The 24,381-nt window shown below is 70.4% G+C and carries 22 protein-coding genes; 6 read left to right on the forward strand and 16 right to left on the reverse strand.

Features of this window, described 5'->3' with window-relative positions:
• Positions 1–888: FG-GAP-like repeat-containing protein (locus tag ACFWBT_RS18175; protein WP_385701292.1), on the reverse strand; the 888-nt coding region annotated here is incomplete at its 3' end.
• A gap of 197 nt (positions 889–1,085) precedes the next feature.
• Positions 1,086–1,511, reverse strand: a complete 426-nt coding sequence (locus ACFWBT_RS18180) for a DUF3592 domain-containing protein (protein WP_385701295.1) — start codon at positions 1,509–1,511, stop codon at positions 1,086–1,088.
• Positions 1,512–1,900: 389 nt separating this feature from the next.
• Here ACFWBT_RS18180 and ACFWBT_RS18185 point away from each other — a divergent pair, with 389 nt between their 5' ends.
• Complete coding sequence (locus tag ACFWBT_RS18185; RefSeq protein ID WP_385701296.1) at positions 1,901–3,172, forward strand: Rieske 2Fe-2S domain-containing protein; 1,272 nt, start codon at positions 1,901–1,903, stop codon at positions 3,170–3,172.
• 125 nt (positions 3,173–3,297) lie between these two features.
• On the opposite strand, the gene ACFWBT_RS18190 is transcribed toward ACFWBT_RS18185, so the two are convergent.
• Both ACFWBT_RS18190 and ACFWBT_RS18195 read right to left on the reverse strand, forming a co-directional pair.
• A complete protein-coding gene (locus tag ACFWBT_RS18190; RefSeq protein ID WP_385701299.1) occupies positions 3,298–4,512 on the reverse strand; it encodes an MFS transporter in 1,215 nt (404 codons plus the stop codon).
• Between the two features lie 500 nt (positions 4,513–5,012).
• Positions 5,013–5,732: a hypothetical protein gene (locus ACFWBT_RS18195; protein ID WP_385701302.1), complete on the reverse strand. Its 720-nt coding sequence runs from the start codon at positions 5,730–5,732 to the stop codon at positions 5,013–5,015.
• A 231-nt stretch (positions 5,733–5,963) separates the two neighbouring features.
• Here ACFWBT_RS18195 and ACFWBT_RS18200 point away from each other — a divergent pair, with 231 nt between their 5' ends.
• Positions 5,964–6,428: a GNAT family N-acetyltransferase gene (locus tag ACFWBT_RS18200; protein WP_385701304.1), complete on the forward strand. Its 465-nt coding sequence runs from the start codon at positions 5,964–5,966 to the stop codon at positions 6,426–6,428.
• Between the two features lie 34 nt (positions 6,429–6,462).
• Here ACFWBT_RS18200 and ACFWBT_RS18205 read toward each other — a convergent pair whose 3' ends face one another.
• Positions 6,463–7,407, reverse strand: coding sequence for an endonuclease/exonuclease/phosphatase family protein (locus tag ACFWBT_RS18205; RefSeq protein WP_385701363.1), 945 nt, complete (start codon positions 7,405–7,407; stop codon positions 6,463–6,465).
• 294 nt (positions 7,408–7,701) lie between these two features.
• A complete protein-coding gene (locus ACFWBT_RS18210) occupies positions 7,702–8,019 on the reverse strand; it encodes a hypothetical protein (protein ID WP_385701306.1) in 318 nt (105 codons plus the stop codon).
• 151 nt (positions 8,020–8,170) lie between these two features.
• Here ACFWBT_RS18210 and ACFWBT_RS18215 point away from each other — a divergent pair, with 151 nt between their 5' ends.
• On the forward strand, positions 8,171–8,536 hold the full coding sequence (locus ACFWBT_RS18215; RefSeq protein WP_385701309.1) for a VOC family protein: 366 nt from the start codon (positions 8,171–8,173) through the stop codon (positions 8,534–8,536).
• A 208-nt stretch (positions 8,537–8,744) separates the two neighbouring features.
• Here ACFWBT_RS18215 and ACFWBT_RS18220 read toward each other — a convergent pair whose 3' ends face one another.
• From ACFWBT_RS18220 to ACFWBT_RS18265, 10 genes are all read right to left on the reverse strand, one after another.
• Complete coding sequence (locus ACFWBT_RS18220) at positions 8,745–9,017, reverse strand: hypothetical protein (RefSeq protein WP_385701312.1); 273 nt, start codon at positions 9,015–9,017, stop codon at positions 8,745–8,747.
• A 32-nt stretch (positions 9,018–9,049) separates the two neighbouring features.
• The gene (locus tag ACFWBT_RS18225; protein ID WP_385701314.1) at positions 9,050–9,925 is read right to left on the reverse strand and encodes a hypothetical protein; all 876 of its coding nucleotides are present in this window, start codon (positions 9,923–9,925) and stop codon (positions 9,050–9,052) included.
• 266 nt (positions 9,926–10,191) lie between these two features.
• Complete coding sequence (locus ACFWBT_RS18230; RefSeq protein ID WP_385701317.1) at positions 10,192–11,247, reverse strand: histidinol-phosphate transaminase; 1,056 nt, start codon at positions 11,245–11,247, stop codon at positions 10,192–10,194.
• A 3-nt stretch (positions 11,248–11,250) separates the two neighbouring features.
• Positions 11,251–12,270: a 3-oxoacyl-ACP synthase III family protein gene (locus ACFWBT_RS18235; protein WP_385701319.1), complete on the reverse strand. Its 1,020-nt coding sequence runs from the start codon at positions 12,268–12,270 to the stop codon at positions 11,251–11,253.
• Positions 12,267–12,920, reverse strand: a complete 654-nt coding sequence (locus tag ACFWBT_RS18240; RefSeq protein WP_385701321.1) for an SRPBCC family protein — start codon at positions 12,918–12,920, stop codon at positions 12,267–12,269. The genes ACFWBT_RS18235 and ACFWBT_RS18240 overlap by 4 nt, the downstream gene beginning before the upstream one ends.
• Positions 12,892–14,715, reverse strand: coding sequence for a thiamine pyrophosphate-binding protein (locus tag ACFWBT_RS18245; protein WP_385701324.1), 1,824 nt, complete (start codon positions 14,713–14,715; stop codon positions 12,892–12,894). Before ACFWBT_RS18245 ends, ACFWBT_RS18240 begins: the two co-directional genes overlap by 29 nt.
• Positions 14,712–15,842 carry a GlxA family transcriptional regulator gene (locus ACFWBT_RS18250; protein WP_385701327.1) on the reverse strand — a complete coding sequence of 377 codons (1,131 nt, stop codon included), beginning with the start codon at positions 15,840–15,842 and terminating at the stop codon, positions 14,712–14,714. Before ACFWBT_RS18250 ends, ACFWBT_RS18245 begins: the two co-directional genes overlap by 4 nt.
• 270 nt (positions 15,843–16,112) lie before the next feature.
• On the reverse strand, positions 16,113–16,238 hold the full coding sequence (locus ACFWBT_RS18255) for a hypothetical protein (protein ID WP_385701330.1): 126 nt from the start codon (positions 16,236–16,238) through the stop codon (positions 16,113–16,115).
• A 152-nt stretch (positions 16,239–16,390) separates the two neighbouring features.
• Positions 16,391–17,194, reverse strand: coding sequence for a HEAT repeat domain-containing protein (locus tag ACFWBT_RS18260; protein WP_385701332.1), 804 nt, complete (start codon positions 17,192–17,194; stop codon positions 16,391–16,393).
• A gap of 132 nt (positions 17,195–17,326) precedes the next feature.
• Complete coding sequence (locus ACFWBT_RS18265; RefSeq protein WP_385701335.1) at positions 17,327–18,556, reverse strand: glycosyltransferase family 4 protein; 1,230 nt, start codon at positions 18,554–18,556, stop codon at positions 17,327–17,329.
• A gap of 421 nt (positions 18,557–18,977) precedes the next feature.
• Here ACFWBT_RS18265 and ACFWBT_RS18270 point away from each other — a divergent pair, with 421 nt between their 5' ends.
• The 3 genes from ACFWBT_RS18270 to ACFWBT_RS18280 all read left to right on the forward strand — a co-directional run bounded on the left by ACFWBT_RS18270 (position 18,978) and on the right by ACFWBT_RS18280 (position 24,206).
• On the forward strand, positions 18,978–20,402 hold the full coding sequence (locus tag ACFWBT_RS18270; protein WP_385701337.1) for an FG-GAP-like repeat-containing protein: 1,425 nt from the start codon (positions 18,978–18,980) through the stop codon (positions 20,400–20,402).
• Between the two features lie 865 nt (positions 20,403–21,267).
• Positions 21,268–22,620, forward strand: coding sequence for an alpha/beta fold hydrolase (locus tag ACFWBT_RS18275; protein WP_385701340.1), 1,353 nt, complete (start codon positions 21,268–21,270; stop codon positions 22,618–22,620).
• Complete coding sequence (locus ACFWBT_RS18280; protein ID WP_385701343.1) at positions 22,617–24,206, forward strand: alpha/beta fold hydrolase; 1,590 nt, start codon at positions 22,617–22,619, stop codon at positions 24,204–24,206. Before ACFWBT_RS18275 ends, ACFWBT_RS18280 begins: the two co-directional genes overlap by 4 nt.
• Positions 24,207–24,381 lie beyond the last annotated feature (175 nt).

The following is a 24,381-nucleotide window of genomic DNA, read 5'->3' on the forward strand; positions in this document are numbered from 1 at the left end:
GCCCGCGCCGCGGCCCGCGGCGGTACCCGGGAACACCCGGAGCAGGATGTCGCCCGGGCCGTCGGAGACGCCGGTGCCCACGCCGATGTCGCCCTTGCCGCCGCCGGTGACAACCCCGGCGACGATGCTGTATCCGGCGAAGGGCAGCCCGGTCTTGCCCAGCGTCGTTCCGGTGAGGCCCTGCGCCGAGCCGGCGAGGACGCCGAGGGTGCCCTCGTCGGCCGGGTCGTCGAAGTAGGCGACGGTGGCGAGGTCGGTGTACCCGTCGCCGTTCAAGTCGGCGGCCGCGATCTGCCCGGTGCCGGCGCCGCCGCCGGGCGGGGTGTAGGCCTTCATGGCGGGCTTCGCCGTGTCGCGGAGCTTGGCAGCGCCCTTCACCACCTGCACCTTCGTGCCGGCCGCGACCGCGATGTCGTCGCGGCCGTCATGGTCGAAGTCGCCGACGGCGAGCTTGTTGCCGAAAGCCTGACGGGCCGTCGGAGTGGGTGCGTGGAAGGCGATCGCGTCGCCGCTCACCCCGCCCTTCGCGCCGAAGACGACGGTGACCGAACCGGCGCCCTTGACGGAGCCGATCGCCTCGCCGCCCGAGCCGATGACGAGGTCCGCGTACCTGTCGCCGTCCACGTCCCCGACGGCCACGGCGGACCCGAACCGGTCGCCCGCCTCAGGGCTGCCGGGGATGCCCGCCGTGCGCTGGGTTATGCCCTTGTGGCGAGTGGTGCGTACGCCCTGCGCGGTGCCGTACACCACCGAGACATAGCCGGCCTTCGAGAACCCGGCGATCGTCCCCTCCGGCGAGCCGACCGCGAGGTCGCCGAAGCCGTCACCGTCGAGATCACCGGCGCGGGCGGCGGCCGATCCGCTGCCGGGCGCCGCCTGCGCGGGCATCAGGCCCAAGCCTCCGCCCGTTACCGCCAGCGCCGTCGCACATGCCGCGAGGATCCGTCGCCGTCCCATACCGTTCACACTCCTGTGTCGTCCTCATGCGGTTACGCCGATCCGTGTACGGTCCGCGCGGTATACGCCGTACCGTCACCACACCAGACCCGTGGGACACATGAATGGTTGCCCTCGACGGCATGGAGTCAGAGGGTGAGCAGTCGGACGAGCAACACCCCAAGGGTGCCCGCGGTGAACGTCGACCCCAACACGGTGAACAGCAGGTCGACCGTCGTCGCGTCCCAGCCCTGGATCGCGAACCGGCGGGGGTCTTCCGGGTCGTATCGCACCGTGACCCTGCTCCCCACGCCGAAGCCGCCCCGGACGGAACCGCGGCCGAACCTCGATGCGTACTCGCACGCGCGGCCGTCCCGGGTCGTCCAGGCCGCGACCGGGTGGTGATACCTGGCTCCTTCGTCATCCCGCCTGACATCGTGTCGGACGATCCACCCCTCGGCGGTGACGCCTGTGCGACGCAGCGCACGGGCACGGCGGAGTCCGTACACGCCGAAGCTGAGGAAGAGCACGCCGATCGTCAGCGGGATGAGCGAGAAGAGCCATTCACGTTCCATGTCTTCTGCGACGCGTGGGTCAGGGGTGCTGGTTGCGAGGGCGCGGCCGTGGCAGCCCGACCGCCCCTCCGGCGACGCGACGAGTCGAGCCGCGCGGGTGCCCTCGTCGTCGTTGAATCGGGCACGGCGTCCGGCGCGGCAGCGGTGCCTTCCGGCTGCCTTGGCATGTGCCGGACCGGTTGCGCCACCAATGCACCTCCGCGGTTGACGATCGGGGTGGCCCCGGCGACCTTAGGAAGGTGGAGCCCCGCGGCGGCGGGCTGATCACCTGCGTCGGCGGCGGCTGTCCGTGGTGGGGTCGCGGGCCCGCGTGACACGTGCGCCCGACGCGCGGCACCCTCGCGACCACCCGACACGACCTCCCGCCCGAGCGCAAGGGACCAGAGCAGATGACTGAGGCCCGACCCGTCCGCCCCGGAGCAGACCAGCAGGACCGGCACTCCACCGCCGTCCCGGAGGCGTACCCGCCCCATCTCCCGGACGGACGGCTCAGGGCCCTCCCCGCCCCGGTCCAGGACCTCCGGCGGATCGGTATCTCCCCGGACCACTGGTATCCGGTGGCGACCTCCCGGAAGGTACGGCGCGGTCGGACGTTCGCGACCGCGTTCGCCGGCGAGCGGATCGCCCTGTACCGGGGACGCAGCGGCACGGTCCACGCGTTGGAGGACCGCTGCGCCCACCGCCAGGTACCCCTGAGCATGGGTGTGGTGGAGGGCGAGATCCTGCGATGCTGCTATCACGCCTGGGCCTACCGGGGCGACGGCCGTATCTCGCAGATCCCCTACCTTCCCAAGGACTGTGAGCGGCCGCCGCGCGGTGTGCGCTCCTACCCGGTCCGAGAGGCCTACGGCCTGGTTTTCGTGTTTCCCGGAGACCCGGCCCTGGCCTCGGCGGCGCCGTTCCCGTTGCTGCCCGAATACCGTTCGGCCGCCCACCGGACCATGACGTTCTCCCGTACCGTGCGGTGCCACTACTCGTTCATGCACGAGAACCTCCTCGACATGAACCACCAGTTCCTGCACCGGAGTGTGCTCGGCAGGATCAAGCCCGAGCTGCTGGGGTACGAGACCGGGCCACGGCACGTCGAGGCCCGGTACCTTTTCGTCCCTGCCGGAGGGCGCAAGGACCGAGGTGCGGGTCTCCTGTCCGCGGAGGGGATCGGCGGCCAGGACACACCCGACGTGATCACCATCCGTACCGAGTACCCCTACCAGACGCTGCGGGGCGTCCCGGAGGGCACCGACCTTCCGGCGTTCTCGCTCTGGGCCGCTTATGTACCGGAGGACGCGGAGCAGCGCGTCAACCACGCCTACGGCCTGCTCACGATCGCCAAGCCGCCGGTTCCGGGGGCACTCCACCTCGCCTGGCCGCTCATCCGCCGCTTCACCGAGCGGGTCTTCGCCCAGGACCGGACCGCGGTCGAGGCGGAACAGCGTGCCTGGGACGAGCAGGGCGAAGATCACAACCACGAGGTCTTCCCGCTCATCCTCGACCTCCGCGACGTACTGCGCAGCAATGGAGTGCCGCTGAGTCCGGACCAGGCGTCGGGCTGCGGGCCGTGCGGGCTCGCCACTCCGGCGCACCAGGCCGGTGTCACGGGCCATGACGGACCTGTGGAGTCCGCCGGCCCGGTGGCGGAAGGCGCGGCCGGTTCCGAGTAGTGCCACTGGTACGTCGAGGGGCGGCGTCAGTGCCACTGGTGCGTCGAGGGACGGCGTCACGGCCTCCAGATCAGAGGCCGGCCCAGTGCCTCGGCAGATCTTGAGGTCGACGAACGGTCACAGGGTCAGTCCGCCGTGTGGACGTGCGCCTCATGTTCGATCACCGGCGACGCCTTGGTGATCACATCGGAGCTTCGGTGGCCCCGTTCCATGAGACCGCCCGTGAAGGCGAGGCCGAGACCGGCCACGGCGAGAGCCGCGCCGACCAGGTTGGGGGCGGCCCATCCCCAGCCCGCCGAGATGACCAGGCCGCCGAGCCAGGCACCACCGGCGTTGGCCAGGTTGAAGGCGGAGTGGTTGGAGGCAGCCGCCATGGTCGGGGCGTTCTTCGCCTTGGCCATGAGGAGCATCTGGATCGGCGTCGTGATGAGGGAGCCCATCGCACCGATGAACGTGATGGTCACCAGGGCGGGCACGGTGCTGTGGACCGCGAAGTAGAACGTCACCAGTCCCGCGGCGAGCAGCGCGAGCCCCCAGTACAGCGTCGGGCGCAGGGCGCGGTCCGTGAGGGGTCCGGCGATCAGAGTGCCGAGCGTCATGCCGACGCCGTAGAGCGCGAGGACCACGGTGGTCGAGGAGTCGGAGACACCGGTCAGGTGCGTGAGCATGGGCACGAGGTAGCTGTAGACGGCGAAGAATCCGCCGAACCCTATGACGGCCGTGGCCAGCCCGATGGCGACCTGCCTGTTGCCCATGGCCCGCAGTTCGTGCCGGATGCCGGACTGCTGCCCGCGTGGCTGGTGCGGGACGAAGGCGGCCAGGGCGGCAAGGGCGATGAGGCCGATGACGGCGACCGTGCCGTAGGCGGACCGCCAGCCCAGGTGCTGCCCGAGGGCCGTGCAGGCGGGCACCCCGACGATGTTGGCGATGGTGAGACCGAGGAACATCTTCGAGACGGCGCGTGCCGCGCGCTCCGGTGCGACCAGTCGTGAGGCGACGACGGCGCCCACGCCGAACAGCGCACCGTGCGGCAGACCTGCCAGGAAGCGCGCGGCGAAGAGCGTGCCGAAGTCGGGAGCGAGCGCGGACGCGACGTTGCCGACCACGAACAGGCCGGTCAGGAGCAGCAGCAGGCGCTTGTGCGGGACGCGCGCGCCGATGCCCGTCAGCAGCGGTGCGCCGACGACGACACCGAGCGCGTAGGCCGACACGACGTTGCCGGCCTGCGGCACGGACACACCGATCCCGTCAGCGATCTGGGGCAGCAGCCCCATGGTGGCGAACTCGGTCGTGCCGATACCGAACGCGACGACAGCCAGAGCCAGCAGAGCCAAGGGCATGGTGCAGGAGAACCTTTCGAAGACAGCGGGCCAGGGACGAGGGAGCAGGCAGGATCGAGATCATTGGCAGTTCTCGTGTCCCGTCGTGCCGAGCGCCATTGCCCGAAGCACCCTGGAACCGGGCGAGCCCATGAGGGGTGCAGCAACGCCGAAGGGCCATCCATTCCAAGATCGACCTGCGGTTTGCCGCGTCGGGCGGGGCCCTGTCCCCCAGGCTGTGGCAGTCTGCCCCGGCCGGTGAGAAGGATAGCCTCTGCGGCTTCTGCCCCGTCCTCGGCCGCTACGGCCGCATGGGCATCGACGGCTGCGACCTGTCGCACCCGACGGGCAGCGCATCGACCGGGCCTCCGGGTCCCAGGCTGGTGGGGCCGGACCGGCCCGGCCTCGCTACCGGCTGGGGGATCCGACGGTGAAGGCCCCGCAGCTCGTCTGCGGGGCCTTCACTCGTACCGGACCGGGGCCGTCGGGCGGGTCCGTCAGGCGGTCTGTCAGCCGGTCCGTCAGGCGGTCTTCCGGAGCTTGGCGACCTGCGCCTCCATGACAGCGGCCGGCACCTCGGGCGCCTTGCCGCCCAGGGCGTTCATCGCGTAGAAGACGGCCAGGGTCGACCCGCTGCGCACGACGGTGTACGTCACCGGGATCTTGTCTCCGTCGATGTCACTGGTCATCGTGTACGACACCGCCTCGTCACCGAGGCCAGGAGCCTTGAGGGGCTTGACGCCGGTGTACTGGTAGCCCGTGTGCTCGTAGGAGCTGCACTTCTCGCTCTGGGTGCGCAGGTCGCCGACGACCTTCTTGGCGTCCGCTTCCTTGTGTGCGAGCAGCCCCAGCCGCAGCACCGTGGCGTCGGTGGCCGTCAGGCTGGTCAGCGTCCGGGACACAGGGGCCGTGGCATCGGGCTCGGTGCCGAGCAGGAACAGGTCGGCGACGGCCTGGCAGCCGGCGGGCTTCGCGGGCACGCTGACTTCCGGGATCTCGTCGTCGGGCGTGTTGCCGACGCGGTAACCCTTCACGTCCGTCTTGGTGATCGCGGACTTCGTCAACTGCGCCTCGGTGAGCGGCTTCAGAGCATCCTGGGCGGCGGGCGACGTCGCCTCGGCCGGGGGCTTCTTCGATCCGCCGCTCTTGTCGTCGGTGTCCTGTCCCCCGCATGCGGCGGTCGTGGCGAGCGCAGCCGTCACGCCGATGCCGACCAGGACGCGCCCCAGAGCTGAATTCACGTGCGTTCCCACCTCATGTGTCCATGGGCGCGTCCATGATCCGATCGCGCCGAGCCGACATCAAAGGCGACAACCAGCAGGCTTTGCCAGCCCATTGGGGTCGCTTGGCGTAACGATCAGAGATCGACGTTTTGGTTGTACGGCGAGAGCGTGGCGCTCGACACGGCCGGGTGTCTCGACGCGGTGGCAAGCGTCGGAAATTCACTTGCAGGGGCTACGTAGGGTGCGGTCATGCCTACTTCGCTGCGCCTGCGAGAGATCACGCCCGACAACTTCGAGACCGCGATCAGCCTGAGGGTTCGCCCGGACCAGGAACACGCGGTGGCACCGGTCCTGAAGTCTCTCGCCGAGGCATACGTCCACCCTGGCGTCGCATGGCCCCGGCTCATCTGTGATGACGACGAGGTCGTCGGTTTCCTCATGGCGTTCTTCGGTATCGACTGGACGGGCAAGGGCACCGACTTCCGCTCCGGGCTCTGGCGTCTCAACATCGCAGCCGGAAGGCAGGGGCGCGGCTACGGACGCTTCGCAGTCGAGTCCGTGGCCGCCGAGATCCGGCGCCGAGGCGGCACACGCCTGACGACCACCTGGCATCCCGGAGCGGACGGCCCATCAGGCTTCTATCTGGCGCTCGGATTCCGACCGACCGGAGAGACCAGTGGAGACCAGACGGTGGGAGTGCTGGAGCTGAACTGACGCCGGGCCTGTTCGTGCTCGACCGGGACGGTTCTCAACTCATCGTGATCCGTGCGCCGATGGGCAAGTGGTCGCTGCCGGTGGCCGGCAAGGTATGGATATCGCTCACGGTTGCCGAGCGGGCCATGACCTGGTCGATCCGTCCGAGCGGGAAGGCGGCTGGGAAGGTGAAGGCGAAGCCCCCCTCGGCCACCTCCAGTTGTGAGGTGAGGGGAGTGAGCCCACGGTCGTCGACCGTACCGTTCAGGTCTCCGAGCAGGATCACGGACTTCAGCTTCTCTGCGGCGATGGCCTTCCCCAGCAAGCGGGCACTCTCGTCGCGCGGGGAAGACGCAAAGCCGCTCGCGCGGAAGCGGACCGAGGGAAGATGTGCGACGTACGCCGCGAACGCGCCCTGCGGTGTGTGGACTTCCGCTCGCACCCCGCGACTCCACTCCGCAACGATTCCACTGGGTTTGATGTCCACCGACCGGACACCGGTGAGCGGATGCTTCGACCAGAGCCCGACGGTGCCCCGAATCGCGCGGTACGGGTAGCGCGGGGCCAAGGCCTTCTCGTACAGCGGCAGTGCCGCGGGCACCAGTTCCTGCAGCGCGATGAGGTCGGGCTCGCCATCGGCGAGAGTGCGAGCCGTGCCGGCCGGATCGGTGTTCTCGTCACTGACGTTGTGCTGCACCACGAGCAGGTCATGGGTGTCGTGTGTGCCCGGCTCCGTGACTGGCGTGATCAACCCGCCGAAGAGGTACGTCCAGGCCGTCACCGGTAGCACCAGGGCCACCAGAGCGGTGGTCGAACGGCGCAGCAGGGCCAGACCGAACAGCGTGACGACCACCAGGCCGAGCCAGGGCAGGAACGTTTCCAGCAGGCTTCCCAGGTGTCCCGCAGAGTTGGGCACCGCCCGGTGGAACGCCAGCAGTCCGGCCGTCAGCACCGCGAGCGAGGCAAGAACCCGCCCTCCTACCCAAGGCGATCGGCTCAGTGTGTCCGCCTCCGTGCCCGGATCCGGTGGCCCCGCGCGACGCCGTACCCACCAGGGCACCGCTGTCTCCACCGTCGACGTCGCACCTCTGACCGCACCTCTGACCGACTTCTCCACCACGGCATTCCGTCCGCTTGAGCTTGCTTCCCAGGACGACCTACCGGGTGATTCGGTTCTTCGTCGGCATCGACAACCGAGGGGCCGGTGCTCCCTGTGCGCGACGGCGCCGGCGCGTCATGCTACGAGCGTGCATGAGGGCGCCGGCCGTCGCGTCGGGGAAGCGGCCCCCGCGGTCTACAGGGTGTGGTGCAACCAGCGCTGAAGGGCGTTGTTGACGTCCGCCGGTAGAGCGCTGATCTGGTCGATGACGGCGCGGTCTTCGGGCATCGGGGGAATACCGGCGGCCGTGAGTGCCGCGTGCAGGTCGAGACGGCGCTGATCGTGTGGGTCGAGGGTGTAGCTGAGACGCTGGGCCGGGTTGGGCGGCGCCAGGAAGTAGTCGACGTCGTCGCGGGGCTGGGCCTGAACCGGCCAGGCGGTGTCTCGGGGATGTGCGGCATAGGGGTCGACGAAGGCACAGGAACTGAGGTTCTCGTTGCTCCAAGGGGCCATCTCTGTCTCCTCACCGAATGCGTTGCTGATTACTGATCCAGAGCCTCGCGAGGGCCGCTTCGGTTGCGGTCGCGGCCATTTGTCACGCGGACGGCGTCATACACGGCTGATCACCTCGTGTGACCAGCAGACAGTTGCCGGTCGGCAGGCCATGACCTTCTACCAGGGCGTGTTCGGCGGCACGCTGACGCTCAACGAGTACGGCGCCTTCGGTTCCGAGACGCCCCCTGGGTACGGCGACAAGGTCATGCACGGCCTTCTGGAGGCGCCGAACGGCTTCGTCCTCATGGGGGCCGACGTCCCGCCGGGCATGGAGCACCAACCGGGCAACAACTTCGCCGTGAGCCTGAGCGGTGACGAAGCCGACGCACTGCGCGGCTACTGGGAGAAGCTGTCCGACGGCGGCACGGTGTCGGTCTCGCTGGAGAAGCAGATGTGGGGTGACACCTTCGGCATGTGCACGGACCGCTTCGGTATCAGCTGGATGGTCAACATCAGTGGAACGAAGGAAGCCTGACGGGCCATCAGCCCGTGGATGCGCGCGGCACGATCCGGCCGTCCGTGTCACGCCGTCCGGCCCAGCCGGACTCCGACTCCCCATTGCGTTCGCGCCACCTGTCCGTTCCCGGAGTCCGGTGTCCAGCCAGCCGGCGAGAGAGCAACGCGGAACCCCGCCCCGGACATGTCGGGAGCGGGGTTCGCGTCGGACGTTCCGACTGTCGGCGCTACGAGAGCAGCGCGCCGGTGAGGGCGACAGCGACGATGGCGAGTGCCATCGCCCGCACGAACCAGGGCTCGTCCCCGAGCCCCTTCCGGTCGGCGGCGAACGTCAGGGCGGCGACGCCGACGAGGGGAACCGCCAGCCAGGCGGCGCTGACCGTACGGTCGAGGAAGTAGACCAGCGGCAGGTAGAAGACGGCGTAGCCGAGTGCCATCATCGCGGCCCCGCGCCACGGGACCGACCGCCGCCAGGCCGAATCGGCAGGGAGTGTGTTCACATGAATCCCTTGTGAGCGAGTTGCCGGAAGGACTACTTCAGGTCGTCGAAACACGCCTTCTTGACCGCTTTGATCCCGAACAGGGTAGATCCACCGGACCCGAGGGCGGACAGGGCCCCCTTCTTCGTGTCCACGCTGGCCAGGACCGTGAGGATCTTCTTGATCCCCCCGGCCGCCTTGATCACCTTGTAAGCCTTCGCCCCGGGGACGAAGGCGGCCCCCAGCGCGGCGCCGCACTTCATGGAGTTCCATGTGTCGCTGACCATGCCGCCCCCTATCTCCTTGGCCTTGTCCCACCAGGAGGGGTCGGCGACGACCGGGAAGGCGGTGGACTCATCGACCTCGACCGTCTGGACGAGGACACCGCCCTCCAGGCGGTAACTCGTCTTCACCGGCGCCCCGTTCGCGTCAACCGCCCACGGCGCGGCGAACGATCCGACCGTGTGGCCCGCCCCGTCGGCGACGGTCAGCCCTCCGTCGGCGTCGAACACCACGTGGCTGCTTTCGGGAAGGGCGAGCGGGAAACGGAACTCCCTGGGCGCGGCCGCGTTCTTGAGGACGACCAGGGCGCTCACCGCACCGCTGCCCGAGACACGGACGGCCACATCAGTGGAGGCATCCGGCTCGGAGTACATCACCGTGCCGTCCGGGTACGTCTCGGGCTGCGCCTGCGGCGATCCGGGCAGGCCGATACCGAGCCGGGCGCCCGAGGAGTCGACCATGGTGACCTGACCGGACCCCGCGGAGGGCAGGTCGGGAAGGGGCTGCGAGAGCGAAGCGGCTGCCGCTTCTTCCGTCGCGGCACCCGCTGGGGCGGCCACGGCCAGGAGCGCCCCGGTGGTCAGTGCGGCGAGCAGGGGAAGGCTGGTGGAGCGGCAGTGGGAGGCCCCGGAGCCGGTTATGAACACTCGAATTCCTTGCGTCTGTTGCTTGGGGGGTCTGGCCGGCCCGAGGGCAACTCGGGCTTGTGACCAGCGAGTTCGATCATAAGGGGCGAATGATCACCACACCTACCAATATGAGCAACATCTGAGCTATGCGGCCTTCAGCCTCGACGCGGCCCTGCTCTGCCCACCCGGGGGCCGGTGACCCGGCCCCTCACACCATGAATGAGCTCCGCTCCATGGAGTTGGTTGCTTCCGATGCTGTGACGGGTGCCACGATTCGCCCCCCGCTAGCGCGGGGCACCCGGAACAGGTTCTCCCCGTGCGGACAAGGACTCACCGCGAGCCGGTGCGCGCAGCCCCGCCAGAGCGGCAAGCACCGTGTCGTTGGCCCTCCGGTCGCCGACGGTGACCCGAAGTCCCTCGCCGGGGTAGTGGCGCGTCAGGACACGGGCGTCGGTGAGCGCCGCCGCGCCCTCGTCGACCGGGTCAGGCGCGGCGAGCCAGACGGAATTGGCGTAGCCAGGACGTACGTGCCAGCCCAGGTCGACGAGTTCGTGCCGGAGCCGTTCACGTTCGGTGACGATGGTGTCCACACGGAGACGCAGCTCGCTGTCGGCTCGTAGTGAGGCCTTCACCGCCGCGGTCGCCACCGCGTTGATCCCGAAGGGCAACTGTTGCCGACGGATCCGTTCCACCAGCGCGGGAGCGCCCAGTCCGTAGCCGATCCGCAGGGCGGCGAGGCCGTAGGCCTTGGAGAAGGTGCGCAGGACCAGCACGTTGGGGTGCGCGGCCAGGAACGCGGGAGTGTCCGACGGATCGGCGTCGCCGGCGAACTCCACGTATGCCTCGTCGAGGAGCACGGTGACATGTCGAGGGACCCGGCGCAGAAACGCCGACAGAGCGTCGACGGCAACCCTGCTTCCGGTGGGGTTGTGCGGATTGCACACCACTACGACCCGGGTTCCGTGGTCGAGCGCGGCCAGCAGGGCGTCCAGATTCTGGTGTCCCTCCGGCGACAGGGCCACCGGGACGGCGTGTGCGCCGACCATGGTGGCCAGCAAGGGGTACGCGTCGAAGGTGCGCCAGGCGTGGACCATCGTGGCACCCGGCTCCATCACCGCCTGAAGCAACTGCAGTGCCACCCCCACCGACCCGCTGCCGACCGCGACGCTGTCGGGGGCCACCCGGCACCACTCGGCGATCCGCTCGGCGAGCTCGTCGGGGTAGAACTGCGGGTACCGGTGAGCCTCTGCGACGGCCTGTTGCATCGCCTTGCGCACCGAGGGCAACGGAGGGTATGGGCTCTCGTTCAGGGCCAGTCGGTGCAGGACGGGGACGCCCATGGGTCATCCCTGCCCGCCGTGCCAGCGGACGGCGGCGGCACCGGCGAAGTCGCCCGCGTGGGCGAATCCCCCCACGACCACCAGGTCACCGTCCTTCACCTGCCCCGAGCGGATCGCGCGGTCCAGGGTGATCGGGATCGCCGCTCCGAAGAGGTTCCCGCACTGGTCGAAGGTGTTCAGGTGCCGCTCGGCCGGCAGTTGCAGCGCCTCGCGCCAGTTCCGCAGGAAGGTGCGGTTCGGCTGGTTGGTGACGAGGACGTCGATGTCACCGGTGGCCACGCCGAGCCGTCGGCACAGGTCCGTGATCACCTCCGGGACGAGGCGGTTGCCGCGTGCCAGAACCTTGGCGACGCTCGCGTCGGTGAAACCGATCCGCAGCTGGGACTCCCCCGGCTCCCAGTACTTGCGGCCGTCGTCGACCGCCACGGTCATGTCCCCCGCGTACTCGCCGAAGTGCCGGGTCTCCACGTCGAGTACGGGGGTGTCGGCCGACGTCGTCACATAGCCCACGCCGCAGCCGTCGCCCGGGATCGCCGCCTGGGCGAGCCTGCGCACCTCGGACTGGGTGAAGCACTGGCCCGCGGCGCTCTGCGCGTTGCAGATGAGCGCGGTCTTCGCATCGGTGGTGGTGAGGATCTGCCGGGCCAGCTTCAGCATGTACACGAAGGACGCGCAACCGGCGTTGGCCACATCGACGAGCCACTCCGGGTTCAGGCCCAGTCGGCGTGCCACCTCGGTGCCGGCGCCGACGAACGGCAGATCCGGCAACTGGCTGTGCACCAACAGCACGTCGACACCCCGGATCTCGTCCCTGCCGTGCCGTTCGATCAGGGGCTGCACGGCGCGCTCGACCATGTCCGCGTTGGTCTCGTCCGGGGCCACGTGGTGCCGTGACGGAGGGACCTTGAACATGGGGTGGTTGCGGAGCTTGTCCTCCGCTCCGGGGTAGTCGGTGTAGAACTCCGCGGGGACCGGCTCGCCGGGAAGGTAGCTTGCGACGTCGGTGAGGCTGACCGTGGTCACCGCGCCACCGCCCCGGCCGGAGCCACGCTGACCGGCAGGCCGTTGCGGTGGCGGTGTTCCAGGATCACCTTGAGGTTGTTCATCTCCACGGTGTGCCCCGCGTAGAAGAGGTCCCAGTAGTCGCCCACCCAGGGCCGGTCCGGGCGGGGAGCCAGGTCGGGGTGCGGGTTGATGTCGTAGTAGGGATGGCGGCAGTTGGTCCAGGTGATCACCGATCCGGGCTTGTCGAGCACCAGGCGGGCCGGAACGACGCGCATCAGGTAGATCATCCACAGCTTGTCGGCCTGATCCCAGGAGCAGTGGTAGTCCACGGTCATGGCCTCGGGGTTGGCGACCACCTTGCAGTAGATCCTGGTGTCGTCCTCGAGCCGGTCGCGGCCGACCCACAGCCCGGGTGTGCCGGAGGGAGCGAAGTCCCGCAGGCTGCAGGTCCACTCCTCCAAGTGGTGGCCTCGGCTCAGGTAGTCGTAGGTCAGTTCCGGGGGGCAGTCGACGTACTCATGGATGGTGCAGTACTGCCCGTAGACCTGATGGTGGGGGTAGACGGCGTGGGTGAGCTCCATGCAGTGGGCGGTCAGCTCGTCCTTGCCCGGGTTCTCGATCCGCATCAGACCGGGGATGTCAGCCAACGCGGACGACTCGTCGTTCATCTGAACTCTCCTTGGTGTCGGCGTTCTCATTGCCGGCGGTGGCTTCGGCGAAGGGCTGGAAGGGGAGGAACGGAGGGATCTCCCGCGGGTCGCAGTCCAGCGCGACAAAAGCCGGGCCGCCGCCCGTGTTGCTGCGCAGCAGCGCCTTGCGCAACTGCGCGGCGTTCTCGGCCCCGGTGACGTCGAGGGACGGGAAGGCGGCGGCCACCCCGGCGGCGATGTCGGTCCGGCGGAACAGGTCGTCGGTGCGGCTGCCGCCCTGGAGGAACTCCTCACGCAGCGCGCACATGGCGTGCGCGTTGTTGTTGAAGATGACGAAGGTCACGGGTGCGGCGTACTCCAGGGCGGTGTGCACTTCCATCCCGTGCATGAAGAAGGCGCCGTCGCCGGCGAGTACGTAGGTCCTTCGCCCGGTGGCGAGCGCGGCGCCGATGCCGGCACCGAAGGTGTAGCCCATGCCCCCCATACCGAGCGCCACCACGAAGCGGCCGTGGCGCGGTGCCGGGAGGAGATGGATCGCGCTGGCGCCCGCGTTGCCGGCGTCCACGAAGACGTGCGCGTCCTGAGGGAGTGCCGCCTCCACCGCGGCGACCGCCTCGGTGTACGGGACGGTTCGCGGGCGGGTCGGCGGGGAGACCGGGGCCGGCATGAGGGTGGGGAGGGGACCGGCGTGCTGAGGGCAGTCACGGGGGCGTGCGGGGAGCCCGCCGGTCACCGCGCGCAGCGCGTCCCGCAGGTCCCCACCCAGTGCGGCGCCCGGCACGAACGGCCGTGCGTGCCCCAGAGACACGACGTCGGTGGCGGCCAGGGCCCGCTCCAGGCCGCCGCGCGCCAGAAGCGGCAGCCGGGTACCTACCAGCAGGCACACGTCGGCCCGCCGCAGACAGTCTTCGACGTTGGCATGGCCCATCACTCCGGCCACCCCGGCGAACCGGGGATCATGGTTGTCGAAGACATCCTTGGCGTCCGGAGTGACCGCCACCCACGCCCCGAGGCTCCGGGCCAGTTCCGCCAGTTCCGCACGGGCGTCCGCGGCGGCAACCTCCTCACCGGCGATGACGAGGACCCTGTCGGCCCCACGGAGGACGTTCGACACCTCGGCGAGTGCGGCGCCGTCGAGCCGTGCCGCCGATGCCGTCGGCACGGACATCGGCAGGCCCTGTGCCGGCGTCGGACCGGCCGGTGTCGGCGCCGGGCCCTTCGGTGTCCGCGCCGGGCCGCGGCCGGGCAACCGGATCCGCGCCTGCTGCACGTCCTTGGGCAGCAGCAGCACCGCCGGCCCGCGCGGATCGGTCTGTGCCGCCGCCAACGCCCGCGGCAGCAGTTCCCTGAGGGAGTCCGCGTCCTCGACCCGGGCGCAGAACCGGGAGATGGGTGTGAAGACCTCCGCGGCGTCGAAGGAGCCCCCCTTGCCACTGGAGTCCTGGAACGCTCCGTGCCCCTCCTGGGCGGTCGGCGGCTGGCCCACCAGGGCCAGCACGGGCACCTGGGAGGCGTACGCCTCCGCCAGGCCCGGTACCAGGTTCATCGCGCCGCCGCCCGAGGTGGCCGCGACAACGCCGAGGCGCCTGGTGGTCCGGGCATATCCGTCGGCCATCGTGACGGCCGAGAACTCGTGCTTGGCGACGACACCGCGGACGGTGCCGGAGCGGTGAACGGCGTCATACAGGTCCTCGATGTTCGCGCCGCCGACGCCGAACACATGAGTGACACCGGCCCTGGCGAGCTCCGCTGCCAGATGGTCGACCAGGCGTACGGTCCCTGCCTCGGGTAAGTCCGAGATGGTGGTGGTCATGCGGGGCTCCTGTCCGTCTCGTGGCGCCGGTCGATGAGGCCGGATGGCGTGACGACCTGAAAGCGGTGCCGGTACTCCTTCGGCGTGAGCCCCAGGCTTCGTCCGAAGCAGCGGAAGAAGGTCTCGGGGGCGCCGAATCCGCAGCGGCCCGCTATTTGGCCGATCGGCAGATCGGTCGTCTCCAGCAGCTCTCGCGCGCGGGCGATGCGCGTGCGTTCGACGAACTGGCCGGGGGTCGTGCCCACTTCGCGCCTGAAGACCCGGGCGAAGTTGCGCGGGCTCATGTTGGCCCGCATGGCCATCTCGGCCACGGGTAACGGGTTGTGCAGGTTGTCCAGAATCCACTCCTGTGCGGTCCGGATGGGTGGATGGTCGGCCAACTGGGCGTCGAGCACCGCGCTGAACTGGGACTGCCCTCCATGCCGTTTGAGGAAGAGCACCAGAAAGCGGGCCGTCTCCAGCGCGAGCGCCGCACCGTGATCGGCCTCCACCAGGGCAAGTGCCATGTCGATCCCGGTCGACACGCCCGCTGACGTCACAAAGGGGCCGTCCCAGACGAAGATCGGCTCGGCGTCCACCGTCACGGCCGGATAGCGGCAGGCCATCGCCTCGCTGTACGCCCAGTGCGTGGTGGCACGTCGGCCGTCCAGAAGGCCCGCCTCGGCCAGCAGAAAGGATCCGCCGCATACCGAGGCGACTCTGCGCGACCGGGCCGCCGCCTTGCCGATCCACGACACCAGCGTCCGGTCCCCGAGCACCTCGCTGAGACTCCATCCGCCCGGGACGAGGAGGGTGTCGATGGATCCCTGCCCCGCCTCCAGCGGCGAGGCCTCCACGACCACTCCTGAACTCGTTCGCACCAGCGGTGCGTCGGCGGAGACCAGGCCGATCCGATAGGGGGCGGCCGCCGGGGCGAGGAGCCGGTTGGCGACATCGAACACTTCAATCGGTCCGGTGATGTCCAGCGCCATGGCGCCCGCATACACCACCACAACAACACGTCGCTCAGACACGGTCACAGCCTGTATCGGATCTCGCACTGACTGCAATGACAGATTACTGACGTATCCGGCCAGCAGGAGTCGCCGGATGCGGGGGCAGGGCTGTTGGCCAGGCAGTTCGGCCACGACAGCCGACCGCGACGGGTGAGGTAACTCACAGGTGTGGCAGCTCGTCAGGACGTCACGCCGGGGAGCCGAGTTCGCCCAGGCACGGCGCCCGCGTCGCCGTGGCCATCGGGCCGGCGTCGACAGCCGTGCCTCGCTCTCTCTTCGTCGGGCTCGGCGGTGATGCGGCCGAGTGTCCTGTCGGTTCGTGGTCCGGGTCGGGGACGCCCGTGGCGACGGAGAAGGACCTCGGCCGGCGGCCGAGGTCCTTCGTGGTGTGCGAGTCCGGGTTCAGTGGCTGGTGAGTTCGCCGGTGAGCTTGCTGTGCAGGTTCGCGCCGGGAACGCTCAGGCCGATGATCTCGACTGTCGTGCCGCCGAGGACTTCGCCTCCACCCTGCGCTCCCGCCCGGAGCACACCTCTGCTTCCCGACGTTCCTGATCGTCGGCGTGGGGGGGGTGGCGTACCGCCCCGCCTTTCGGCTCGTACGACGTACCGAGTCGACGCGTTCCGGGAGCCGCCGGGGCAACCGCGCACCGGTGCGCACGAACGGTCGGTGACCAGTGTCCTCACGCCGGCTCGCGGACCGTTTCCACCGCCTCCCGGACATCCGGGTGCGGGTCGTCGGCGAGGACGTCCAGCAGCTCGGCGACTCCGGGCGTGGTCCAGCGGCCCACCGCCCACACCAGGTTCTCCCGCACGCCGGCGTAGGGATGGGCGGCGAGAGGGGCCAGTTGGGCCAGCGGACCTCGTCGCCGCATGCCGAACCAGTGCAGCGCGTCGCTCAGCGCGCCCGGGTCGCCCGGGTCACCGGCCGCCGCGACCCGGGCGAGCAGCACCGGGACCGGTGGGGGCGGCCCGTCCAGCGGATGCGGCAACCGCTCACGCAGGCGTCGCGATCCGTACTCGCCGCGCACCCGGCACCCGTAACAGGTGCAGGGGCGTACTCCGTGCGCGTCCGGCCAGTACCGCCAGCCCGCCACCTGGGACACGGAACGGATCCGGTGCAGCTCGCGCGGCCGGATGGCCCGGGGCACGAACACCTCCCAGCCGCGCGGGTCCTCGAGCGCCGCGATGCGCCGCACCGCCTCTGCCGCGGTGACGCACGCCTGGGCGTCCCGGGCGCGGTCCGAATAGCGCCCGACCAGCACGCTCTGGGCGTCGTCCAGCCGCACGTGGACGGCGACCAGCCCGCCCCGGGTGCCGCTCCGGGACAGTTCTCGCACCCACTGGTGGGTGAGGGTGTACGACGGCAGCACCGGGAAGCAGTAGACACCTCGCGCACCGCCCTGCCCTCGACTGTCCGCACGTATCCCGGACCGCCGGACGCGCGGCGCGTTCGCCGCCGACATCAAATGCACGAACATCGCCATGCCCGGAATGCTAGGTGCCTCCGCAGCGACGCGGCATGCGGCATGGCGGTCCCTGACCCGGAACCGAGGGTTTCCCGGAGCCGAGCGCTGAAATATCCCCCGCACACCCGACGCGAGTGGCGTGGACCCTGTTCAGCCGCGGGGTGACGGGAGCAGTCGGCGCGCGAAGGGACCGATGCGGGCGCGCAACCAGCCGCGTCTGCGCAGCCAGGCACGGGAGCCGCTGGTTCCGGCAAGGTCGGTGAACAGGTCGTCGTAGGACCTGGCGATGGGGACCGGGTCGAAGCGACGGGAGGCGGCCCGCGCCGCGTCGCCCATGCGGCGACGGGTGGTTTCGTCGTCGATGAGGTCGAGCAGGGCTGCGGCGAGCGCCTCGGAGTCACCGACAGGGACCAGTCGGCCGTCGACACGGTCGTGGATTATCTCGGCCGGGCCGAGCGGGCAGTCGGTGCTGACCACGGGAACTCCGCAGCGCATGGCCTCGACCAGGGTCATGCCGAACGACTCCGCGTCGGAGGCGCTCGCCACGATGGACGCCTGGGCGAACTCGGCCTCAATGTGTGCGGTCGCGCCCATCAGAGTCGCCCGCCCCACCAGCCCGCGGTCGTCGATGAGGTCTTGGAGCCGCTCCTTGTCCGCGCCGGTGCCATAGATACGCAGGGACCAGTCCGGGCGCTCGGCGGCGACCTTGGCGAAAGCCTCTATGAGCAGGTCGAACCGTTTGGCGGGGACCAGGCGTCCGGCCGCGGCTATGACGTCGGCTCCGCCGTCGGTGGCCGGCACGTCGGGTTCGGGCACGCTGTTGGCAATGGCCTGGATGTGCACACCGGGCAGGCGCATCCTGGTGCGGTACGCGGTGGCGTCCGCTTCGGTGGTGGTGATCACGGCATCCAGGGCGCGGTAGTGCTGGGCGAGTTGGCCGCGCAACCGTTTGCTGTGGGTGTCATGCGTGAGGTGTTCCTGAGCGATGCGCAACGCCTGGCGGGGTGCGAATCGCGCCAGGTAGACATTGATGCCCGGACGCGTGCCGATGATCACGTCGGCGTCGCAGGTACGCAGATACTCCTCGGCCCGCAGGTCGGTGAGCCGGCTGTACTGACCGTGTCGTTTCTCGGCGGAAGGGAACGCCTGCGTGGGCTGACGCGACCGCGGATCGGCCATGTCGGCGGAGTCTTTGCGCAGGTCGACCAGCGGTAACAGGGTCACTCGCTTGTCGATGGTGAACCGGGGTTTGGTGCGGTGGCGCAGCATGGAGACGATCGTCACCTCATGGCGGTCCGCGAGGGCCGAGGCGAGATTGAGCGTGGTGCGGATGGTTCCGCCGATGCCGTAGACGTTGTGGATCAGGAAGACGATTTTCACTCAGTGGGGCTCCTTTCAATACGCGGTTGTAGACGGTCAGCCAGGGCTCATGGTTGCCCCATTTGCCTCAACTACTTCTGTCTCTTCCCGCGCCGCTCGGCGCGCGGCTCCCCGCCCGGAGCGCCAAAGCTCGTCTGGAATCCGCCTGTTGGCCGCAGGCTCGGTGGAGCTCGGCATGGCCGGAACCCATCGCCGACGCCCATGGGTCGAGGACGCCCGGCAGACGGTGTTTGACCCTCTGCCGCGGCAGAGGGCGCGACGCCGGGCGACGGCCCGCCCGTCCTCCACCGGGCCGGTCATCCTTCCTGGCCGCGCGGCTCGTTCACCTTCTCTTCCCGCTCGTACAACCCTTTGTCCACTCGAGGGGTCGTACGTCACCGAAGCCGCACCGGAGTCGGTTCCACAGACAGGGAGCACCACCTTGCACGCACGTACTCTGGCCGTCGCCACGGCTGCCGTCCTCGCCGTCGTGGGGCTCGGCGCCCCCGCCGCCGTCGCGGCCCCCTCCGGGCTGCCGGACGACTTCAACGGGGACGGCTACCGCGACCTGGTGATCGGCACCCCCAAGGCGAGCGGGGGCACGGTCACCGTCCTCCTCGGCTCGGCCTCCGGTGTCAGCCCCGCGCGCTCGGTGAACATCACGCAGAACACGGCGGGTGTTCCGGGCACCTCGGAGTCGGTCGACAGGTTCGGTGAGAACGTCACCAGCGGCGACGTCAACGGTGACGGCTACGCCGATCTGATCGTCGGCGCGCCCGGCGAGGAGGTCACGGGCAAGCCCCGGGGCTCGGTGACGATCGTGTGGGGCGGGACGAGGCCGTTCACGTCCGGCGGCATGGCGCTCACCGCCCCGACGGCCGAGGCCGACCTCTTCGGCGAGGGCACCGCGTTCGCCGACCTCGACGGCGACGGCACCGGCAACCTGGTCGTCGTGGGCGGCAACAGCCTCTGGTGGTACGCCGACGGGAAACCCTCCCAGGACGGCGCACTGGCACCTGAAGTCGATTTCCTGCCCGACAACGTACAACTGGACGGTGTCGTCGCAGGTCACTTCTCCGGCACCGACGGCAGCGACTACGTGCTGCACGGCAAGAAGACGGCCGCCGACAGCGGGGCCTCCAGTACCTACGTCGGCGTCCTGCGCGGCGGCCCCGGGGATCTCGGCCACAACTACTCGGTGCTGGCCGAAGACGCCGCCCCGGGAGGCGCCTCCTGGGCGTCGGCCGTGGCGGGCGGAGACATCAACGGCGACGGATACGACGATCTGGTCACCGGCAACACGGCCGTCGCACAGGGTGGTTCGTTCACCGTCCGGTACGGCAGAGTGGCCGGGCTCCCCGTCACGGGCACGACCTACACCCAGGCCAGCGCGGGAATCCCCGGCACCGACGAGGCGTTCGACGACTTCGGCGCGGCCGTGGCGGTGGGCGACGCGACCGGTGACGGCCGCGCGGACGTCGCGGTCGGCGCCGCGTACGAGGACGTGGACGGCCACCGCAACGTCGGCAACGTCGTCTTCCTGAAGGGCGGTCCGGGCGGCCTGACCACGAGCGGCGCCCAGTCGTTTCACCAGGCCACGCCGGGTGTGCCGGGCGCCGCCGAGGCGGGCGACCACTTCGGCTCCTCGCTGCGGCTGCGTGACATCAATGGCAACGGCAGGGCTGACCTGGCGGTCGGCGCGTTCGGCGAGGACGTCCTGCCCCACGGATACGACGACGGGGCGGCGTGGGTCCTGCGCGGCGCGACCACGGGCCTGACGAGCACGTACGCGACGGGCTTCAACGCGACGGACTTCGGCTACCCCGTCGTCGACGGACGCAGGTTCGCGGACACCTTCGGCCGCTGACGCGCCACCCGGTTTCCTGGCAGACGCACCACCCGGGCACCCGCGGCCGTCCCAGGACGCGACCGCGGAACAGGGTGACCGTTTAGGCGCCTCGGTCGGGCTCCAGGACCGCGACGCCGACGGTCACCCGGACCTCACGACGGGCGCTCCCGGCGAGAACGCGGCCACGGGGGACGTCTGACATCGTGCGGCCGTGAGATTGAGTGATCGGGCAAGCCTTCCCGGCCCGCTGACCCACGTCCGCCGCGGCGGGTGGGACGCCGCGAGTGGCGTGCCGACCGATCCCCCGACCGATCCTCCTCCACCGGCGTCCGCCCGCACGGCCGAGGCGCGCCGTGCCTGGGCCGTTCGGCCCGGGCGCGGTACACGAGGCACCAACGCGAGTGACGGCGCGGCACAGCCGGGGGCGCCCCGGGTGATGCCGACGGCCAAGTGGAGCCCCACGAGTGGTGGACGTCTCTCCACAGACTCAGGCTGGCGTACGCAGTGCCCGCACCGATCATGCGGCGGCGGGCGGAGCCACGCGGCGTCGTCCCGGTGAGGGAGGCCGCGGACGTCAGAGAGACGGGATCACATGACGGAACACGGCCTCAGTCCGGGTTGCCTGCCGTCCGTTCGCGGGAACGGCAGGATCGTACGAAGAAGGGCGCAACACCGGTACGCACAGCGGCGCTCGCGGCGCGCGCGCACCACGATGGCACTCGTCGCGGCCGGTCTGGCCTTCCTCGGAACGGCCGGCGCGTCGCCGAGCGGTGCCGTGTCACCACCCGGCGACGCGGCCCGGCCAGGACCTCCGGCGCGGTTCGTGCCCGGTCCTTGTCCGAAGGCGCCCGAGCCGGTCCCCGGCCGATGCGGGGTCCTGGAGGTGCCCGAGAACCGCGCCCACCCGCGGGGGCGGACCATCCGGCTGGCCGTCGCGATCATTCCGGCCGCGTCGGCGAGACCGGCCGGGGACCCGGTGGTGTTCATGACCGGGGGCCCCGGAGGCGACGTGATCGGGGACATGCCCTTCCTGATCGACGCCGGCGTGAACCGGGATCGCGATCTGATCGTCATGGCCCAGCGCGGAACCCTCTACTCGCAGCCGAGCCTCGCCTGCCCGGAGATCGACCGGTTCTACGCGGACGCCGTGGGGCTGCGCTACGACGCGCCGTCGACCGGGCGCCGCCTGGTGCGCGCGACGAAGGAGTGCCGGGACCGTCTGACGGCCGACGGAATCGAGGTGAGTGCCTACAACACCACAGAGAACGCTGCCGACTTCGCCGACCTGCGGAAGGCGCTCGGCATCCGCCGGTGGAACGTCTACGGGTACTCCTACGGCACCGACCTGGCCCTCACCTTCCTGCGCCGGCACCCCCAGGGGATTCGCTCGGTGGCCATCGACTCCGTCGTCCCTCCGCAGATCGTGAGCCTGCCGTGGACCTGGGACAGTGCCCGGGAGGGGATCGGCGCGATCTTCGCGGCGTGCGCTTCCCAACCGCGGTGCAAGAGCCGCTACCCGGATCTCCCGAGCACGCTGACACGGCAGATCCGGCGACTGGAGGCGCGCCCTCTCACGGTGACGACGCCGCCGCCTGGCGGCGGAGACCCGGTGAAGGTCGTCCTCGACGGGGGCGCGCTGGTGAACCTGCTGGTCGCCAACGCCGTCCCGGCGGTCGACGTCCCCGCGGCTCTCGACGAACTCGCCCACGGACACCCTGACCGCTTCGCCCAGGCCCGCGCCGCCGGCGCGAAGCCCGTCATCGGCGAGTTCGCCCACGGCCTGACGCAGTCGGTGGCCTGCAGCGAGTGGGTGCCGGGCTATTCGCAGTCCGACCTGCTGAAGGCGGGACGCCGGGCCTTCCCCGGGTGGCCGGACACGGTCCTGGCCCAGGCACCGCAGCTCCCCTTCGAGCACGACGTCTGCCGCGTCTGGAACGTCCCGGACCGCACCCCCGTCCAGCGGGTGGCGACCTTCAGCAAGGTGCCGACACTCATCGTCTCCGGGACCTTCGACGCGAAGACCGGAGCGCGCTGGGGGCCGTACGCGGGCCGTACGCTGCCCCGCTCGACCGCCGTGCAGATTCCCGGCATCGGCCACTGGGTGGTCCCCCAGTCGCCCTGCGCGCAAAGCGTCCTGGCCTCCTTCCTCACCCACCCGGTCTCGCCGGACACGGCCTGCGTGGCGGGACTCGCACCTAAACCGTTCACCATCACCCCCGACCTGGAGAGCTCATGAGGTCCATCCGCCCGACCCACCCCAGGCGCACGCTGCGACGGATCCCGGCCGCGCTGGCCGGAGCAACGGCCGGAGTCCTCGTCGCCGGCCTCGCCGTGACACCCGCGCGAGCCGAAGGCAGCCCCGCAGCGCCCCTCGGCACCGTCGCGCGAACGGTGGGCGACGCCCGCTTCGTGCCGGGCCCCTGCCCGCGGACGGCGGACCCGATCCCCGCTCTCGAAGGGGCCCGCTGCGGGACGCTCACCGTGCCCGAGAACCGCTCCCGCCACAAGGGACGGAAGATCACCCTAGGTGTCGCGATCGTTGCGGCGGCCACGAGCAGACCGGCGCGCGATCCGATCGTGTGGCTCGCCGGCGGGCCCGGCGACGACGCTGTCTCCGAGGCCCAACTGGCGATCGACGGCGGTCTGAACCGCGACCGGGACGTGATCTTCATGTCCCAGCGGGGAACCTACTCGGCCGACCCGGTGCTCACCTGTCCGAACGTCGACGCGTTCAACGCACGCGCCGTCGGCCTCGTCTACGGTGCGCCGTCCACCGGGCGTCTGCACGTCAGGGCTACGCGGGTCTGCCGCGAGCAGTCGGCGAGCCGCGGCGACCTCAGCGCCTACGACAGCACCGAGAGCGCCACCGACTACGCCGACCTGCGCGTCGCGCTGGGCATCAAGCGGTGGAACGTCTTCGGTATCTCCTACGGCACCGACCTGGCTCTCATCTACCTGCGCGACCACCCCAAGGGCATCCGGTCGGTCGGCATCGACGGCGTCCTGCCGCCGTCCCTGGCGGGCGGAGCCGTGACCTGGAGCGCCGCGCGGCAGGGCTTCGACGGCCTGTTCAAGGCCTGTGCCGAGCAGCCCTCCTGCAACAGCCGCTACCCGCACCTGTCGGCCACCTTCGAGCGTCTCGTCCGTCAGCTCGAAGCCCGACCGCTCACCACCACCGTCACGGTCCCGGGCCAACCGGCGCCGGTCAAGGTCGTGCTGGACGGCGGGGTCCTGGTGAACTGGCTGACCTCCGCCACCCACCTGGCCTCCGGAGTGCCCCGCTCCATCGACGAGCTGGCTCATGGCAATCCGCAGCGCATCGCCGAGCAGTGGGCGGGCGGCAAGCTCAGTCCGCAGGCCATGGGCAGGGTTGCCCACGGGCTCGCCTACGGCGTCTTCTGCCGCGAGTGGACACCCTTCGAGAGCGAGGCCGATGTGATCCGGGGAGGGCGGCGCGCCTTCCCCTCCTTCCCCCGCTCGGTGCTCGCCAACGCACCCCAACTCCCCTTCCTCCATGCGGACTGCCGTGCCTGGGACGTCCCGGCCGCGCCGCGCTCGGTGCGTGACGTGACGCGAAGCAACATCCCGACCCTCGTCATGTCAGGCGGGTTCGACGCCCAGACCGCGCCGAGCAACGGTGCCTACGTAGCTCGTACGCTGAGCCGGTCCACCGTCGTCACGGTCCCCTACGTCGCCCATGTGGCCTTCGCCGAGTCGCCGTGCGCGCAAGCGATCACCGCCTCGTTCTTCGACAGTCCGACCGCGCCGAACACGGAATGTCTCGCGGGTCTCCAGCCGCCCGAGTTCGAGATCGCGCCGTAGAACCGGAGGCGCCGTCGGCCTCGCGGGCCGGTGGGTCTTGCAGGTCACGTGGCCTTGCAGGTCACGTGGCCTTGCAGGTCACGTGGCCTCGCAGGTCAGACCGCAGGGAACCCGCCGCCGAAGCCCGCACCACGCCCTCCGTGGCCACCACGCCGACCAGCACTCCGATCGCGGT

The sequence above is a fragment of the Streptomyces sp. NPDC060027 genome, from assembly GCF_042737005.1.
Lineage (GTDB): Bacteria > Actinomycetota > Actinomycetes > Streptomycetales > Streptomycetaceae > Streptomyces.